The following is a 17665-nucleotide window of genomic DNA, read 5'->3' as shown; positions in this document are numbered from 1 at the left end:
GGCCGCCCCCACCAGCGAAAGAGACGAGGAGTACTCCGTATGACCCCCAGGGAAGCGTCGGAGAAGGAGGCCGGCGCACCGCCGGTGCTCGGTATCGGCATGGTCGGGTACGCGTTCATGGGCGCCGCCCACTCGCAGGGGTGGCGTACCGCGGGACATGTGTTCGACCTGCCGCTGCGGCCCGCGCTCGCCGCGATCTGCGGCCGGGACGCGAGCTCCGTGGAGGCCGCCGCGCGCAAGCACGGCTGGGCCGCCGCCGAGACCGACTGGCGTGCGCTCATCGCACGCGACGACGTGCAGGTGGTCGACATCTGCACTCCCGGGGACAGTCACGCGGAGATCGCCATCGCCGCGCTGGAGGCGGGGAAGCACGTCCTGTGCGAGAAGCCGCTGGCCAATTCCGTGGCCGAGGCGGAGGCCATGGTGCGCGCCGCGCAAGCGGCGCGTGAGCGGGGCCAGTTGGCCATGGTCGGTTTCAACTACCGCCGGGTGCCGGCGATCGCGTACGCCCGGACACTGATCGCCGAGGGCCGGCTCGGCACGCTGCGGCACGTCCGGGTCACGTACCTCCAGGACTGGCTGGTCGACCCGGCGTTCCCGCTGACCTGGCGGCTCAAGCGTGAGCACGCCGGGTCCGGGGCGCTGGGCGACCTCGGGGCGCACATCGTGGACCTCGCGCAGTTCCTGACGGGGGAGCCGCTGGTGGGGGTCTCGGCGCTGGCCGAGACCTTCGTGAAGGAACGGCCGATCCTCTCCGGGGCGTCGGCCGGCCTCTCGGCCACCGGCGGCGGCGAGACGGGTCCGGTGACCGTGGACGACGCGGCGCTGTTCACCGGCCGGCTCGCCTCGGGGGCGCTGGCGTCCTTCGAGGCGACCCGGATGGCGGCGGGGCGCAAGAACGCGCTCCACCTGGAGATCAACGGTGAGCTGGGCTCGCTCGCCTTCGATCTGGAGCGGCTCAACGAGCTGTCGTTCCACGACCACACCGAGCCCGCGGTCTTGTCCGGCTTCCGCCGGATCCTCGTGACCGAGTCCGAGCACCCGTACCTGGAGGCGTGGTGGCCGCCGGGCCACGCGCTCGGCTACGAGCACACGTTCGTGCACCAGGCCCGTGACCTGGTCGAGGCGGTGGCCGCCGGGAAGGATCCGGCGCCGTCCTTCGCCGACGGGCTCCAGGTGCAGCGGGTGCTCGCCGCGGTCGAGGACAGTGCCGCCAAGAACGCCGTCTACACCCCCGTACCGCAGCAGCACGCCTAGGAGGTAGCGCATGCCACGTCCGTTCACTCTCTTCACCGGCCAGTGGGCCGATCTGCCCCTGGAGGAAGTCTGCCGCCTCGCCCGGGACTTCGGGTACGACGGCCTGGAACTCGCCTGCTGGGGTGACCACTTCGAGGTCGACAAGGCGCTCGCCGACCCGGGTTACCTGGCCGGGCGGCACCAGCTGCTCGACAAGTACGGGCTCAAGTGCTGGGCGATCTCCAACCACCTGGTGAGCCAGGCGGTCTGCGACAGCATCATCGACGAGCGCCACCAGGGCATTCTGCCGTCCCGCATCTGGGGTGACGGGGAGCCCGAGGGCGTCAGGCAGCGCGCCGCCGCCGAGATCAAGGACACCGCACGGGCCGCGGCCGCGTTCGGGGTCAACACGGTCATCGGCTTCACCGGCTCGTCCATCTGGCACCTGCTGGCGATGTTCCCGCCGGTGCCGCCCGCCATGATCGAGCGGGGGTACGAGGACTTCGCGGAGCGCTGGAACCCGATCCTCGACGTCTTCGACGCCGAGGGGGTGCGGTACGCCCACGAGGTGCACCCGGGCGAGATCGCGTACGACTACTGGACCACGCACCGCGCGCTGGAGGCCGTCGGCCACCGGCCCGCGTTCGGGCTGAACTTCGACCCGAGCCATTTCGTCTGGCAGGACCTGGACCCGGTCGGGTTCCTCTACGACTTCCGCGACCGGATCTACCACGTCGACTGCAAGGAGGCGCGCAAGCGCCTCGACGGCCGCAACGGGCGGCTCGGCTCGCACCTGCCCTGGGGCGACCCGCGGCGCGGCTGGGACTTCGTGTCGGCCGGCCACGGTGACGTGCCGTGGGAGGACGTCTTCCGGATGCTGGGGTCCATCTCGTACGAGGGCCCCATCTCGGTCGAGTGGGAGGACGCGGGCATGGACCGGCTGGCCGGCGCGCCCGAGGCCCTCAGGGACCTCAAGCGATTCGACTTCGACCTGCCGACGGCGTCCTTCGACGCGGCGTTCGGCGGCGGCGAGTAGGAGAGGGTTCCGCACTGTCCTCGATCGCCGGGCGGGCCCGGTTCGGCCCGTCCGGCGATCGGGGCTCAGGCATGCCCGATTCCCGCTTTGTCCTGGGGCTGGAAAAAGTAGAACTTCACCTCTGCGCAAGGCCTTTCCGTTCGGGACGAACCCCGCTACCGTCCACTGAGGTGTACAGGACAGCGAGCTTCCGGTGTGACGGCGCACACCGGGGAAGAAGCCCCTGTCCCGGGGACCGGTGCAGGACGAGCACCGACCCCGCGAAGCGGACGTGAAACTCCGCGTCCCTTCAACTCGCAGGTACGAACAGCCCACTTGTGGAGGACTTTCGTGCACAGAAAACGCCCCAGAGCCAGATCCCTCCTCGCCCTCCTGACCGGCGCCCTGCTCGCCGGGTCCAGCCTCAGCGCCGTACCAGCGACCGCCCACGAGCCGGAGCCGCCGGCGGCGGCGGAAAGCTTTCAGCAGGTGACGCTCGCCAAGGGCGCCGCCGAGGTGGGCGAGCCGATGTCGCTCGCCGTCCTGCCGGACCGGCAGGTGCTCCACACCTCGCGCGACGGCACCCTGCGCATCACCGACGCCGAGGGCAACACCACGGTCTCCGGCTCGCTGGAGGTCTACAACCACGACGAGGAAGGCCTCCAAGGCGTCGGCGTGGACCCGGACTTCGCGGAGAACCGGGCCATCTACCTGTTCTACGCGCCCAAGCTCAACACCCCGGCCGGCGACGCCCCCGAGAACGGCACCGCCGCCGACTTCGCCCCCTTCGACGGGTACAACCGCCTCTCCCGCTTCACCCTGAACGCGGACGGCACCCTCGACAAGGCGAGCGAGAAGAAGGTCCTCGACGTCGCCACCTCGCGCGGCACCTGCTGCCACGTCGGCGGTGACATCGCCTTCGACGCCGACGGCAACCTGTACCTGTCGACCGGCGACGACACCAACCCGTTCGCCTCCGACGGCTACACCCCGATCGACGAACGGACCGACCGCAACCCGGCGTTCGACGCGCAGCGCAGCTCGGGCAACACCAACGACCTCCGCGGCAAGGTGCTCCGCATCAAGGTCGCCGACGACGGCTCGTACACGATCCCCGAGGGCAACCTCTTCGCCCCCGGTACGGAGAAGGCCCGGCCCGAGATCTACGCGATGGGGTTCCGCAACCCCTTCCGCATCAACGTCGACCAGAAGACGGGCATCGTCTACGTCGGTGACTACGGCCCCGACGCCGGCGCCGCGTCCCCGACCCGCGGCCCGGCCGGACAGGTCGAATTCGCCCGGGTGACCGAGGCCGGCAACTTCGGCTGGCCGTACTGCACCGGCGACAACGACCCGTTCGTCGACTACGACTTCGCGACGAAGGTCTCCGGCGCCGCCTTCGACTGCGCCGCGCCGAAGAACAACTCGCCGCACAACACCGGCCTGACCGACCTGCCCCCGGCCCAGGCGGCCTGGCTGCCCTACGACGGCGGCAGCGTCCCCGAGCTGGGCTCCGGCTCCGAGTCCCCGATGGGCGGTCCCGTCTACCGGTACGACGCCGACCTGGACTCCCCGGTCAAGTTCCCCGAGTCCTACGACGGCGACTTCTTCGCCGGCGAGTTCGGCCGCCAGTGGATCAAGCGGATCGAGCAGGACGAGAACGGCACCATCGGCTCGATCAACCCCTTCCCCTGGACCGGCACCCAGGTCATGGACATGGAGTTCGGCCCGGACGGCGCCCTCTACGTCCTCGACTACGGCCTCTCCTGGTTCGGCGGCGACGAACACTCCGCCGTCTACCGCATCGAGAACATCACGGGCGGACGCTCGCCCGTCGCCGTGGCCACCGCGAACAAGACCTCCGGCAAGGCCCCGCTGAAGGCGGCCTTCTCCTCCGCGGGCACCGAGGACGCGGACGGCGATCCCCTCACCTACGCTTGGGACTTCGGCGACGGCGGCACCTCGACCGACGCCAACCCCACGTACACGTACAAGAAGAACGGCACCTACACCGCGACGCTCACCGTCTCGGACGGTACGGGCCGCCACGGCAGCGCGTCCGTACGCGTCGTCGTCGGCAACACCGCGCCGAAGGTGACGCTCGAACTCCCCGCCGAGGGAACCCTCTTCAACTTCGGTGACAAGCTGCCCTTCAAGGTCACGGTCACCGACCCCGAGGACGGTCCCGTCGACTGCGCCAAGGTGACGATCCGTTACATCCTGGGTCACGACAACCACGGCCACCCGATCACCTCCGCCAGCGGCTGCGAAGGCACCATCACCGCGCCCGCCGACGCCGAGCACGACCCCAACGCCAACATCTTCGGGGTCATCGACGCCGAGTACACCGACGGCGGGGCCGGCGGCCAGGAAGCGCTCACCAGCCACGACCAGGCGCAGCTCCAGCCCCGTCACCGGCAGGCCGAGCACTACAACGGCTCCTCCGGCATCAAGACGTACGACAAGGCGAGCGCCAACGGCGGCAAGACCGTCGGCGACATCGACAACGACGACTGGATCTCCTTCAAGCCGTACCACCTGGCCGGGTCCAAGACCCTCACGGCCCGGGTCTCCTCCGGCGGCGCCGGCGGATTCCTCGAAGTACGGACCGGCTCGGCCACCGGGAACCTGCTGGGCTCCGCGCCCATCCCGGTCACCGGCAGCTGGGACGTCTTCCAGGACATCGACGTCCCGCTGAGGTCCGTCCCCGCCAAGACCACCGAGCTGTTCCTGGTCTTCAAGGGCGCCACCGGCCAGGGCGCGCTCTTCGACCTGGACGACTTCCAGATCAGCACCGCCGTGCCCGGCAAGACCGAGAAGCGGGTCCTGGTCTTCTCCAGGACCGCGGGCTTCCGCCACGACTCGATCCCCGAAGGGGTCGCCGCGCTCAAGGAGCTGGGGAAGACCACCGGCATCACGGTCGACTCCACCGAGACACCGGGGCAGTTCACCACCAACAACCTGGCCCGGTACGACGCGGTCGTCTTCCTCTCCACCACCGGTGACGTCCTCAACGCCGACCAGCAGAAGGCGTTCGAGAACTACGTCGCCACCGGCGGCGGGTACATGGGCGTCCACGCGGCGGCCGACACCGAGTACGACTGGTCCTTCTACGGAGGGCTGGTGGGTGCCTACTTCTCCGGCCACCCCCAGATCCAGTCCGCCACGGTGCGCGTCGAGGACAAGGCCCACCCGGCCACCGCCCACCTGGACGACGAGTGGCAGCGTACGGACGAGTGGTACAACTACCGCACCAACCCCCGTACCCAGTCCAAGGTCCTCGCCACCCTGGACGAGACCACCTACCAGGGCGGCACCATGAAGGGTGACCACCCGATCGCCTGGTGCCAGACGTACGAGGGCGGCCGGGCGTTCTACACCGGCGGCGGCCACACCAAGGAGTCCTACGCGGACGAGCCGTTCCGCCAGCACCTGCTGGGCGGACTGCGCTACGCCGCCGGGCAGGTCAGGGCCGACTGCAAGCCGGACACGGGCTACCGGGACATCTTCAACGGCAAGACCCTCGCCGGCTGGAAGCAGGGCGGCCCCGGCAAGTTCAACGTCGTCAACGGCGAACTGCGCTCCGAGGGCGGCATGGGCCTCCTGACGTACCAGGCCAAGGAGCTCGCGTCGTACTCGCTCAAGCTCGACTGGAAGCTCGACGGGGACGACAACTCCGGTGTCTTCGTGGGCTTCCCGGCCTCCGACGACCCCTGGTCGGCGGTGAACAACGGGTACGAGGTGCAGATCGACGCCACCGACGCCCCGGACCGCACCACCGGCTCCGTCTACACCTTCAAGTCGGCCAACATCAAGGCCAGGGACCAGGTTCTGCGCCCGCCCGGGCAGTGGAACAACTACGAGATCCGCGTGCAGGGTGAACGTCTCCAGATCTTCCTGAACGGCGTGAAGATCAACGACTTCACCAACACAGATCCGGCACGCAGCCTGAAGGACGGCTACATCGGTCTCCAGAACCACGGGGCCGACGACCAGGCGTCCTTCCGCAACATCCAGCTCAAGGAACTGCCCACCCCGTAGGGGCCGGACCGTTCCGCGAGGCTGGACCGTCGAGCCGGCGGCGGGCGGGGAGGCGCCGTACCCCCCGCCCGCCGTCCACCACCACACCACCGGCAGGAGGCATCCCGTGACGACGAACCGTACAGAGTCGACCGCACCGCGCACCGGAGTCTGGTTCGTCGGAGCGCGAGGCTCCGTCGCCACCACGGCCGTCGCGGGATGCGCCGCGGTCACCGCAGGACTGCACCCCGCGACGGGCATGGTCACCGAGACCCCGCCCTTCGCGGGGGCGGGACTGCCACCTCTCTCCTCCCTCGTCTTCGGCGGGCACGACACCGCCAGCTGCCCGCTGCCCAAGCGCGCCGAGGCACTCACCGCGGCGGGTGTGCTCCCGCACGGACTGCCCTCCGCGATCCACGCCGAACTCACCGCCGCCGACGCGGAGATCCGCTCCGGCGGGCCGCACCCCGGCGACACCCGCACCGACGACGAGATCATCGCCGCGTTCGCCGCGGACATCACCGCCTTCACCCAACGCACCGGCGTGGTACGGACGGTGGTGGTCAACGTCTCCTCCACCGAGGCCGCCCCCGCGCCCGACGACCCCCGGCTGCCCGTCAGTTCGCTCTACGCGGCGGCGGCGGTACGGGCCGGCTGCGGCTACGTGAACTTCACCCCGTCCACCGGACTCCGTACCCCTGCCCTCACCGCCGCCGCCGCGGTCGCCGGACTTCCCCACGCCGGCCGCGACGGCAAGACGGGCCAGACGCTGCTCCGTTCCGTGCTCGCCCCCATGTTCGTCCAGCGCGCCCTGACGGTACGGGCCTGGTCCGGTACGAACCTCCTGGGCGGCGGGGACGGGGCGGCGCTGGCCGACCCGGCCGCCGCGGCGGCCAAGAACGCGGGCAAGGAACGTGTCCTCGCCGACACCCTGGGCGCGGCGCCCGAGGGCGAGGTCCACATCGACGACGTCCCGGCGCTCGGCGACTGGAAGACCGCCTGGGACCACATCGCGTTCGACGGGTTCCTCGGCTCCCGCATGATCCTCCAGACCATCTGGCAGGGGTGCGACTCGGCGCTCGCCGCGCCGCTCGTCCTGGACCTGGCCCGGCTGGTGGCCCGCGCCCACGAGGCCGGGCTGACCGGGCCGCTCCCCGGACTCGGCTTCTACTTCAAGGACCCGGACGGCGGACCGGCCGCGCTGGCCGAGCAGTTCACGGAGCTGCTCACCTTCGCCGGCCGGCTCAAGGAGACCGCGTGAAGGTGCGCGCCTGGGCCGAACTGCTGCGTGTGTCGGCCCTGTTCACGGTCCCGGGCGACGCCCTCGCGGGGGCCGCGGCCCTGGGCGTACGGCCGGGGCGTCGCACCGCGCTGGCGGTGGGCGCCTCGCTCTGCCTGTACGAGGCGGGCATGGCGCTCAACGACTGGGCGGACCGCGAGGAGGACGCGCGGGACCGGCCGCACCGGCCGATCCCCTCGGGGCGGATCTCGCCCCGGGCGGCCCTCGCGGCGGCGGGCGCGCTGACGGCGGCGGGCCTGGCCCTGGCGTCCCGGGCGGGGCGGCCGGCGCTGGCGGTGTCCGCGGCGCTGGCGGCGACGGTCTGGGCGTACGACCTGAAACTGAAGCACACGGTCGCGGGACCCGCGGCGATGGGCGCGGCGCGCGCGCTGGACCTGGTCCTGGGCGCGGTGGCGACGGGGCCCGTGGCGGGGCCGTCGGTGCGGGCGGCGCTTCCCTCGGCGGCGATCCTGGGCGCGCACACCGCGGCGGTCACGACGGTGTCGCGCCGGGAGGCGGAGGGCGGCTCCACGGCGGCGCCGCTGGCCGCGCTGGCGGCGACGGTGGCGCTGGGCGCGGTGACCGCGAGGCGTACGTGGCCGACGCCGAGTCCTCAATCGCCGGACGGGCTCCACGCGTTGTCCTCAATCGCCGGACGGGCTGAAAACGCCCTCGGCGGCGCCCACGGGGCTGAGCATGCTCTTGGCGCCGGCCACGGGGCTGGAAATGCCCTCGGCGGACGCGAGGCTGAAAGCTCCCTCCGGGGCGGAGATGCCTTTCGGGGCGGGGACGAGGCCGCCATTCAAGCCCGTCCGGCGATTGAGGACACCTCCGGCCGGAAGCCGGGCCGCCGCCGCGACGGCCCGCACCTGCCCGCCGGCACCGGCCCCAGCACGCGCCTCGTCACCGCCGCACTCACCGCGGCCTACGTGGCCACCGCCGCCAAGCCCCTCCTCCACGCCGTGCTCAACCCCTCCCCGCCCCTCACCCAGCGTGCCGTCGGCGGCGGGATCCGGGCCATGATCCCGTTGCAGGGCGCGCTCGCCGCGCGCGGCGGGGCCGTCGGGGTGGGGCTCGGCGTCATGGGGCTCGTCCCGATCGCCCGCGCACTCGCCCGGAAGGTGAGCCCCACATGACCCTCCGTCTCGGATACGGCACCAACGGCCTCACCGACCTCCGGCTCGACGACGCCCTCGGGCTCCTCGCCGACCTCGGGTACGACGGCGTCGGCCTCACCCTCGACCACATGCACCTCGACCCCCTCGCCCCCGACCTCGCCGCCCGCACCCGGCGGGTCGCCCGGCGCCTGGACGAGCTGGGCCTCGGAGTGACCGTCGAGACCGGGGCGCGGTACGTCCTGGACCCCCGCCGCAAGCACGGGCCCTCCCTCCTCGACCCGGACCCCGAGGGCCGCGAGGCCCGTACGGCACTGCTGGTCACCGCCGTCCGGGTCGCCGCCGACCTCGGCGCCCACGCCGCGCACTGCTTCAGTGGCATCGTCCCCGAGGGCACCTCCACCGACATCGCCTGGGACCGCCTCGAAGAGGCGCTCACCCCGGTCCTGGCCGCCGCCGACACCGCCGGGATCCCGCTCGCCTTCGAGCCGGAGCCCGGCCAGCTCGTGGCCGACCTGGACGGGTTCCACCGGCTCCGACACCGCCTCGGCGACCCCGAGGCCCTCGGCCTGACCCTCGACATCGGCCACTGCCAGTGCCTGGAGCCCGCCTCGCCGGCCGAGTGCGTCCGCGCCGCCGCGCCCTGGCTGCGGCACGTCCAGATCGAGGACATGCGGCGCGGGGTGCACGAACACCTCCCCTTCGGCGACGGCGAGATCGACTTCCCGCCCGTGCTCGACGCCCTCGACGCCACCGGGTATCAGGGCCTGACCGTGGTCGAGCTGCCCCGCCACTCCCACGCGGGGCCCGAACTGGCCCGTACCTCCCTCGACTTCCTCCGCGCGGTCCTGACGAACGGGGTACCGGCATGACACAGACCCGCGACCAGCTCACCCCCCGGCTCGACGCGCCCGCCCGCGCCTGGCTCGACGCGTCCCTCGCCCTCGCGGAAGAGGCGGCCACGTCTACGGACAACACCGACAACGTTGCCGTCGCCCCCTGGGAGCTGCGCTTCGCCGCCGCCGGGCGCCACTGCGGCCAGGACCACGCCGACTCCGTACGGGTCCTCCTCCTGCACACCGCCCGCGCGGACCTCGCCACCCTCACCCGCCTCTACCACCAGGGCAGCGCCGCCGAACGCCGCGCCGTCCTGCTCGCCCTGCCCGAGCGCGTCGAAGGGCCCGCCGCCCTCCCGCTCACCGAGGACGCCCTGCGGACCAACGACACCCGGCTCGTCGCCGCGGCCGTCGGACCGTACGCCACCGCGCACCTCGACGCCCACGCCTGGCGGCACGCGATCCTCAAGTGCCTCTTCACCGGCGTCCCCCTCGCCGCCGTCGACGGCCTCGCCCGACGCGCCGGGGGCGACGCCGAACTCGCCCGGATGCTCGCCGACTTCGCGGCCGAACGCACCGCCGCCGGCCGCTCCGTGCCCGCCGACCTGCCCCACGCGCTGCACCTGACCGGCGAGGAGTCCTGATGCGTATCTTCGACCCCCACATCCACATGACCTCCCGCACGACGGACGACTACGAGGCGATGTACGCCTCCGGGGTACGCGCCCTGGTCGAGCCCTCCTTCTGGCTCGGCCAGCCCCGTACCTCACCCACCAGCTTCTTCGACTACTTCGACGCCCTCCTCGGCTGGGAGCCGTTCCGCGCCGCCCAGTACGGCATCGCGCACCACTGCACCCTCGCCCTCAACCCCAAAGAGGCCAACGACCCGCGCTGCACCCCGGTCCTCGACCAGCTGCCGCGCTACCTCGTCAAGGACGGAGTCGTCGCCGTCGGCGAGATCGGCTACGACTCCATGACCCCGGCCGAGGACCACGCCCTGGCCGCCCAGTTGCAGCTCGCCGCCGACCACGGCCTGCCCGCGCTCGTCCACACCCCCCACCGCGACAAGCTCGCGGGCCTGCGCCGCACCATCGACGCCGTCCGCGAGTCCGCCCTCGCCCCGGACCGCGTCCTGCTCGACCACCTCAACGAGACGACGGTCAAGGAAGCGGCGCAGAGCGGGAGTTGGCTCGGGTTCTCCATCTATCCCGACACCAAGATGGACGAGGACCGCATGGTCGCCGTCCTCAAGGCGCACGGCACCGAGAAGGTCCTCGTCAACTCCGCCGCCGACTGGGGCAAGAGCGACCCGCTCAAGACCCGCAAGGTCGCCGACGCGATGCTCGCCGCCGGGTTCACCGAGGACGACGTGGACCAGGTCCTGTGGCGCAACCCCGTCGCCTTCTACGGGCAGAGCGGCCGGCTCCAGCTCGACGTACCGGCCCCGGAAGCCCTCCACGAGGGCAACTCCATCCTCCGCGGCGGGGAGTGAGGCCATGCGCTTCCGCCACCCCGACGGCTCCACCGTCCACCTCTCCTACTGCACCAACGTCCACCCCGCCGAACATCTCGACGGCGTCCTCGCCCAACTGCGCGACCACTGCGAGCCCGTACGGAAACTGCTCGGCCGGGACCGCCTCGGCATCGGCCTCTGGCTCGCCAAGGACGCCGCCCGCGCGCTCATCACCGACCCCGCCCAACTGCGGGGCCTGCGCTCCGAGCTGGACCGGCGCGGCCTGGAGGTCGTCACCCTCAACGGTTTCCCGTACGAAGGGTTCGGCGCCGAAGAGGTCAAGTACCGGGTCTACAAGCCGGACTGGGCCGACCCGGAACGGCTCGCTCACACCAGCGACCTGGCCAGGCTGCTCGCCGCCCTTCTCCCCGACGACGTCACCGAAGGCTCCGTCTCCACCCTCCCGCTCGCCTGGCGCACCACCTTCGACGAGGCCGCGGCCCGCACCGCGCACACCGCGCTGACCACCCTCGCGGAACGCCTCGACGGCCTGGAGGAGCTGACCGGGAAATCCATCAGGATCGCCCTGGAGCCGGAACCGGGCTGCACCGTCGAGACGACCGCCGACGCGATCCGCCCGCTCACCGAGATCGCCAGCCACCGCATCGGCATCTGCGTCGACACCTGCCACCTCGCCACGTCCTTCGAGGACCCCGCCACCGCGCTCGACGCGCTGGAAGCGGCCCACATCCCCATCCCCAAGGCGCAGCTCTCCGCCGCCCTGCACGCCGAACACCCGCACCTGCCCGAAGTACGGGAAGCTCTCGGCGCGTTCGCCGAGCCCCGCTTCCTCCACCAGACCCGCACCCGCACCGCCGCCGGACTGCGCGGCACCGACGACCTCGCCGAGGCGCTCGCGGGAGACACCCTGCCCGACGGAGCGCCCTGGCGCTCCCACTTCCACGTCCCCCTGCACGCCCCGCCGGCCCCGCCCCTCACCTCCACCCTGCACGTCCTCCAGGACACCCTCACCCGGCTCGTCGGCGGCCCCGAGCCGCGGACCCGCCACCTGGAGGTCGAGACCTACACCTGGCAGGCGCTCCCGCCGGAGCTGCGCCCCCGCTCGCGCGGCCGGCTCGCCGTCGGAATCGCGGCCGAACTCACCCTGGCCCGCGACCTGCTGGTCGACCTCGGCCTCAAGGAGCTGCCATGACCGAGAGCGTGACACCCACCGCAACCCCCGAACGCGCCGCCGACGGGCCCACCCCGCTGCTCGTGCTGGACGTCGTCGGGCTCACGCCGCAACTCCTGCGCCACATGCCGCACTTGACGAAGCTCGCCGCCGCCGGTGCGCAGGCCCCGCTCACCACCGTGCTGCCCGCCGTCACCTGTAGCGCGCAGTCCACCTTCCTCACCGGCACCCTCCCCTCCGAACACGGCATCGTCGCCAACGGCTGGTACTTCCGTGAACTGGGAGACGTCCTGCTCTGGCGCCAGCACAACGGCCTCGTCGCCGGTGACAAGCTGTGGGACGCGGCCCGCCGCGTCCACCCCGGCTACACCGTCGCCAACATCTGCTGGTGGTACGCGATGGGCGCGGACACCGACTTCACCGTCACCCCCCGGCCCGTCTACTACGCCGACGGCCGCAAGGAACCCGACTGCTACACCCGGCCGCCGGCGCTCCACGACGAACTCACCGAAGAACTGGGCACGTTCCCCCTCTTCCACTTCTGGGGCCCCGGAGCCGACCTGGTCTCCTCGCAGTGGATCATCGACGCCACCCGGCACATCATCCGCACCCGCAGGCCCGACCTCGCCCTGTGCTACGTCCCGCACCTGGACTACGACCTCCAGCGGTTCGGCCCCGACGACCCCCGGTCGCACAAAGCGGCCGCCGAACTGGACGCCGCCCTGGCCCCGTTGCTCGCGGACGCCGCCGCCGAGGGCCGTACCGTCGTCGCCCTGTCCGAGTACGGCATCACCAAGGTCTCCCGGCCGGTCGACATCAACCGCGCGCTGCGCCGGGCCGGGCTGCTGGAGGTCCACACCCAGGACGGCATGGAGTACCTCGACCCCATGACCTCCCGGGCGTTCGCCGTCTCCGACCACCAGATCGCGCACATCTACGTGCGCCGCCCGGAGGATCTCGACGCCGTCCGCGAAGCCCTCCGGGACCTCGCCGGCATCGACGAGATCCTGGACGACCAGGGGAAGAAGAACCACGGCCTGGACCACGCGCGCTCCGGCGAACTCGTCGCGATCGCCGAACCGGACGCGTGGTTCACGTACTACTACTGGCTGGACGACGACCGGGCGCCCGACTTCGCGCAGCTGGTCGAGATCCACCGCAAGCCGGGCTACGACCCGGTCGAGCTGTTCATGGACCCGCTCGACCCGTACGTACGGCTCAAGGCGGCCAAGGCCATCGCCCGCAAGAAGCTGGGCATGCGCTACCGCCTCGCGGTCGTCCCCCTGGACCCCTCGCCCATCCGCGGCAGCCACGGGCGGCTCCCGGACAGCGACGACGAGGGCCCGCTCGTCCTGTGCTCCACCCCCCGATCCCTCGGCGACCGCGTGGCGGCCACCGAGGTGAAGTCCCTGCTCCTCCACCTTGCCGGACTGAACTGACCCCACAGCACGGAGAATCAGAAGGAGTTCCGCAATGAGCCGCAAGACGTCAGTCGACGCCGACCTCACCCGCACACTCAGCAGACGCACCATGCTGGGCGTCGCGGCCGGCGCCACCGCCGCCGCCGTCCTGGGCGCCGCCGCCACCCCCGCGGCGGCCCACGGCAAGGAACACGGCCACGGGCACGGTCACGACCACGGCAAGGGCACGCCCGTCCTGCCGCCCGGCCGCCTCGGCATCCAGCTCTACTCCCTGCGCGACAAGGTCTCCTCGCTCGGCTTCGCGAAGGTCTTCGACGAGCTGGAGCGGTTCGGCTACGACGAGATCGAGTACGCGGGCTACACCCAGGGCACCGGCGCCATCACCCTGCCCGAACTCAAGAAGCTCGCCAGGGATCACGGGCTCAAGGGCATCGGCAGCCACGTCAACTACTACGACGACAACAACCCCAACGCCTACAGCTTCGCCCAGAACCTCACCAAGGTCCTGGACGACGCCCAGGCCCTGGGCCTGGAGCACATCGGCACGGCGTCGGGGCCGTTCCGCTACGGCTCCACCGTCGACGCCTGGAAGCGCGCGGCCGAGGACTTCAACACCTACGGGGCGGCGGCACGCCGGCGCGGGCTGAAGTTCTACCAGCACAACCACGCCGAGGAGTTCTCCTTCGCCACCGACCAGCCCGACGTCAGGCTCTACGACGTCCTGCTGGCCGAGACCGACCCCGACCTGGTGTTCCTGGAGATGGACATCTACTGGGCCTTCGCCGGACAGTTCCGCTTCAGCAAGACGGTCACCGGGAAGCCGCGCCCCTTCGACCCGCTGCGGTACGTCCTCAAGCAGCCCGACCGCTACCCGCTCTTCCACGTGAAGGACGGCGTCGAGGACATCGCGGCCCGCGACGGCTACCGGATGGTGGACGTCGGCGACGGTGACATCGACTACAAGCGGTTCATCTCGGCGGTGAACAAGACCCGCGGCGGGCGCCGTGACCACCACTGGCAGGTCGAGCACGACCAGCCGGTGGACTCGATCGCATTCGCCCGCAAGTCGGCGGACCACCTGCACGGGCTGCGCGAAAGGCGCTGACACCGGGGGGACATGCCCGTACGCCGCCGTGAACTCCCGTACGGCCGCGGGACATCCCCGTACACCCGCCTGAAAAAACCGCGGAGGGCGGTGCCACGCACGGCACCGCCCTCCGACGTTGGTGTGTCCCGCGAGACCTATCCGCTGACAGGCACCGCGTCGTTCACCGTCTGCTTGCCCTTCGGGTAGCCCGGGTTGCGCAGGAAGGTCGCCAGACCCGCCGCGACCAGGGACAGTCCTCCGGCCAGGATGTAGGCACCGTCGTAGCCCCACGAGGCCACGGCCATCGAGCCGAGTCCACCTCCGAAGAGACCACTGATGACCTTGCCGCTGTAGGCGATCCCGTAGTTGGTGGCGTTGTAGTTCTCCCCGAAGTAGTCCGGCGTCAGAGCCGCGAACATCGGGTAGAACGCACCGCCGCCGAACCCGGAGATGAAGGCGAACACCAGGAAGAAGAACTCGTTCTTGGTGTCACCCGCCCACAGGACACCGAACTGGGAGAGCCCGAGCACGAGGATCACGAAGATCAGCGCGTTCTTGCGGCCCCAGATGTCGGACAGCCAGCCGACCACGCCGCGCCCGATGCCGTTGACGACGGACAGCACACCGGCCGACGAGGCGGCGACGAGCGGTCCGAAGCCCACTTCCTTGGCGAACGGCACCTGGAAGGAGATACCGAAGATGGAGACTCCGGCGGTGATCACCAGCAGCACCCAGATGAGCGGGAGCATGCCGGTCCTGAGGGCTTCCACCGGCCGGTACTGCTTCGTGGCCGGCGGGTTCTTGAGCAGACTCTGAGCGGTCTTGCTGCCCGCGGAGATCTTCAGCGGATCGATGTCGGCAGGCCACCAGTTCTGCGGCGGGTCCTTGAAGAACCAGGCGCAGGCGGCCACCACGATCAGGACGTACACCCCGATCAGGTCGAGCACCGTGTGGAAGTTGCTCGTGTCGAACGCGAAGTTGAAGATGAAGATGAACGGGACGGCGCCGTAGGCGAATCCGCCGTTGACGAAGCCCGTCTTCCCACCGCGTCGTTCCGGATACCACTTGCCCACCATGTTGATGCAGGTGGAGTACACGAGGCCGGAGCCGACACCTCCGAGCACACCGAATCCCAGGATGGCGCCGAAGACGCTGTCGAAGTGGGAGATGGACAGGAAGCCCAGCAGCGCGAGACCCGAGCCGATGAACATGGCCTGGCGCGCCTTGAGGATTCCCTTCTCCCTCATCCACCCGGTCGGGAAGGAGACTCCGGCCTGGAAGAACGTCCAGACACTGAGGATCCAGAAGGTGTTGCTCTGACTCCAGCCGTGGGCCGACGAGAGAGTGTCCTCCGCCGATCCGTAGGCGTACTCAAAGACGCTGATGGCCATCATCGCGGCCCATGGCAGGTACACCATGAACTTGCGGGAGTGACCGAGAATCTCGCGGTCCGTCTCACCGATGCGGTAGACGCGGCCCTTGGCGTCAGTGACGTTGCGGTATCCCGGACCGCCCGCGCCGGCCTTGGTGGCCGACGCGGACGTTCCAGAGAGTGGTTCCTCTGTCATTTCAGGCTATCTCCCGGCCAATGGGGGGTGTCTTGTCGAGTGGTGCGGTGTCCGGCCGGCCCGGCGCCTTCAGGAAGACGGCGAGTACGGCCGAGGCCAGGCCAATGCTTCCGGCGATGATGAAGGCGCCCTCGTAGTCCCAGGCGGCCACCACCACTGCTCCCATGCCCGAGCCGACGAGGCCCGAGATGAGCTTGGAGCTGTAGACCATGCCGTAGTTGGAAGCGTTGTTGTTCTCCCCGAAGTAGTCCGCCGTCATCGCCGCGAAGAGCGGGAAGATCGCGCCACCGCCGAAGCCGGAGACCATCGAGCAGAACAGGAAGAAGGGCATGCTGCCCATGGACCCGGATACCAGCACGCCGAACTGCGCGCTGCCGAGGACCAGACACACGATGATCAGGGTGTTACGGCGTCCGTACTTGTCGGAGATCCAGCCGATCACACCACGACCCGTGCCGTTGACTATTGCCTTGAGCGACATCGCGGTGGCCACGATCCCGCCCGCGAACCCCATGTCCTTACCGAAGGGCACCTGGAACGCGATTCCGAAAATGTTGATCCCGGCGGTGCAGAGCAGGCAGAACCACATCATCCACAGCACGGGCGTCCGTGCGGCTTCCCTGGGTGTGTACTGCTTGACCGCCGGCGGGTTCTTCTCCATGGCACGGCGGACCCGGGGGTCCTCCGACGCCTTGAGCGGGTCCGCACCCGTCGGCCACCAGTACTTGGGCGGGTCCTTGAAGAACCAGCCCGCGACAGCGACGACCGAGCAGCAGATCAGACCCACGATGACCAGGACCGTCTGGTAGTTCGACAGGTCCATGTACGAGGTGAAGAGGAAGACGAACGGCACGGAGCCGTACGCGAAACCGCCGTTGACGAGGCCGGTCTTGCCGCCCTTCCGCTCCGGGTACCACTTGCCGACCATGTTCACGCAGGTCGCGTAGACAAGACCGGCACCGATACCGCTGAACATCCCGAAGCCGATGTACGCCACGATCACGTGCGGCGCGTAGGCCAGGGACAGGTAGCCCAGCAGGGTACCGAGCGCACCGAGCATCATCGCGTACCTGGCGGGCAGCTTGCCGCTCTCACGGAGCTGTCCGGCCGGGAAGGCCACGGCCGCCTGGAAGAAGATCCAGACACCCATGAGCCAGAAGATGTGCCCGCTGTTCCAGAGGTGTGCCTCGTGGAGGGTGTCCTCCGCCGAGGTGAACGCGTACTCCGACGAACTGATGCCGAGCATGCCCATCCAGGGGAAGAGCACCATCGTCCATCGTGGACGGCCCATGATGTCGCGGTCGGTCTCACCGATCCGGTACACCCGGCCGTTGTGATCCGTCACCTCCTTGAAAGGTACGGCTGTTGTGATCTGAGTGGTTGTCATGTGACTTGCTTCCCCTTGCGTCGAAAGAGCTGGCCAGCGCCCCCTGTCCAAAAACT

At 70.5% G+C, this 17665-nt stretch carries 13 protein-coding genes; 11 read left to right on the top strand and 2 right to left on the bottom strand.

Going from position 1 to position 17665, the window contains the following annotated elements:
• The first annotated feature begins 39 nt into the window (after positions 1 to 39).
• The 11 genes from ACIODU_RS10125 to ACIODU_RS10075 all read left to right on the top strand — a co-directional run bounded on the left by ACIODU_RS10125 (position 40) and on the right by ACIODU_RS10075 (position 14672).
• The gene (locus ACIODU_RS10125; RefSeq protein WP_401766037.1) at positions 40 to 1257 is read left to right on the top strand and encodes a Gfo/Idh/MocA family protein; all 1218 of its coding nucleotides are present in this window, start codon (positions 40 to 42) and stop codon (positions 1255 to 1257) included.
• 10 nt (positions 1258 to 1267) lie between these two features.
• Positions 1268 to 2272: a sugar phosphate isomerase/epimerase gene (locus ACIODU_RS10120; protein WP_161307515.1), complete on the top strand. Its 1005-nt coding sequence runs from the start codon at positions 1268 to 1270 to the stop codon at positions 2270 to 2272.
• Between the two features lie 330 nt (positions 2273 to 2602).
• On the top strand, positions 2603 to 6292 hold the full coding sequence (locus ACIODU_RS10115) for a ThuA domain-containing protein (RefSeq protein WP_401766033.1): 3690 nt from the start codon (positions 2603 to 2605) through the stop codon (positions 6290 to 6292).
• A gap of 106 nt (positions 6293 to 6398) precedes the next feature.
• Complete coding sequence (locus ACIODU_RS10110; RefSeq protein ID WP_401766030.1) at positions 6399 to 7532, top strand: inositol-3-phosphate synthase; 1134 nt, start codon at positions 6399 to 6401, stop codon at positions 7530 to 7532.
• 2 nt (positions 7533 to 7534) lie between these two features.
• The gene (locus ACIODU_RS10105; RefSeq protein ID WP_401766729.1) at positions 7535 to 8686 is read left to right on the top strand and encodes an SCO3242 family prenyltransferase; all 1152 of its coding nucleotides are present in this window, start codon (positions 7535 to 7537) and stop codon (positions 8684 to 8686) included.
• Complete coding sequence (locus ACIODU_RS10100; RefSeq protein WP_401766027.1) at positions 8683 to 9537, top strand: sugar phosphate isomerase/epimerase family protein; 855 nt, start codon at positions 8683 to 8685, stop codon at positions 9535 to 9537. Before ACIODU_RS10105 ends, ACIODU_RS10100 begins: the two co-directional genes overlap by 4 nt.
• Positions 9534 to 10145, top strand: coding sequence for an EboA domain-containing protein (locus ACIODU_RS10095; protein ID WP_401766024.1), 612 nt, complete (start codon positions 9534 to 9536; stop codon positions 10143 to 10145). Before ACIODU_RS10100 ends, ACIODU_RS10095 begins: the two co-directional genes overlap by 4 nt.
• A complete protein-coding gene (locus ACIODU_RS10090; protein ID WP_356421760.1) occupies positions 10145 to 10993 on the top strand; it encodes a TatD family hydrolase in 849 nt (282 codons plus the stop codon). The genes ACIODU_RS10095 and ACIODU_RS10090 overlap by 1 nt, the downstream gene beginning before the upstream one ends.
• Before the next feature lie 4 nt (positions 10994 to 10997).
• The gene (eboE, locus tag ACIODU_RS10085; RefSeq protein ID WP_356421757.1) at positions 10998 to 12167 is read left to right on the top strand and encodes a metabolite traffic protein EboE; all 1170 of its coding nucleotides are present in this window, start codon (positions 10998 to 11000) and stop codon (positions 12165 to 12167) included.
• Positions 12164 to 13585: an alkaline phosphatase family protein gene (locus tag ACIODU_RS10080; RefSeq protein ID WP_401766020.1), complete on the top strand. Its 1422-nt coding sequence runs from the start codon at positions 12164 to 12166 to the stop codon at positions 13583 to 13585. The genes eboE and ACIODU_RS10080 overlap by 4 nt, the downstream gene beginning before the upstream one ends.
• Before the next feature lie 34 nt (positions 13586 to 13619).
• The gene (locus ACIODU_RS10075) at positions 13620 to 14672 is read left to right on the top strand and encodes a sugar phosphate isomerase/epimerase family protein (RefSeq protein ID WP_401766017.1); all 1053 of its coding nucleotides are present in this window, start codon (positions 13620 to 13622) and stop codon (positions 14670 to 14672) included.
• Positions 14673 to 14809: 137 nt separating this feature from the next.
• On the opposite strand, the gene ACIODU_RS10070 is transcribed toward ACIODU_RS10075, so the two are convergent.
• Entirely contained in the window at positions 14810 to 16222 is a 1413-nt protein-coding gene (locus tag ACIODU_RS10070; protein WP_161308037.1) for an OFA family MFS transporter, read from the bottom strand.
• A 1-nt stretch (position 16223) separates the two neighbouring features.
• Entirely contained in the window at positions 16224 to 17609 is a 1386-nt protein-coding gene (locus tag ACIODU_RS10065) for an OFA family MFS transporter (protein WP_356421748.1), read from the bottom strand.
• Positions 17610 to 17665 lie beyond the last annotated feature (56 nt).

The sequence above is a fragment of the Streptomyces sp. NPDC088261 genome (genome assembly GCF_044740805.1).
Classification (GTDB): domain Bacteria; phylum Actinomycetota; class Actinomycetes; order Streptomycetales; family Streptomycetaceae; genus Streptomyces.
This window is presented reverse-complemented; position numbering and strand designations above follow the sequence as displayed.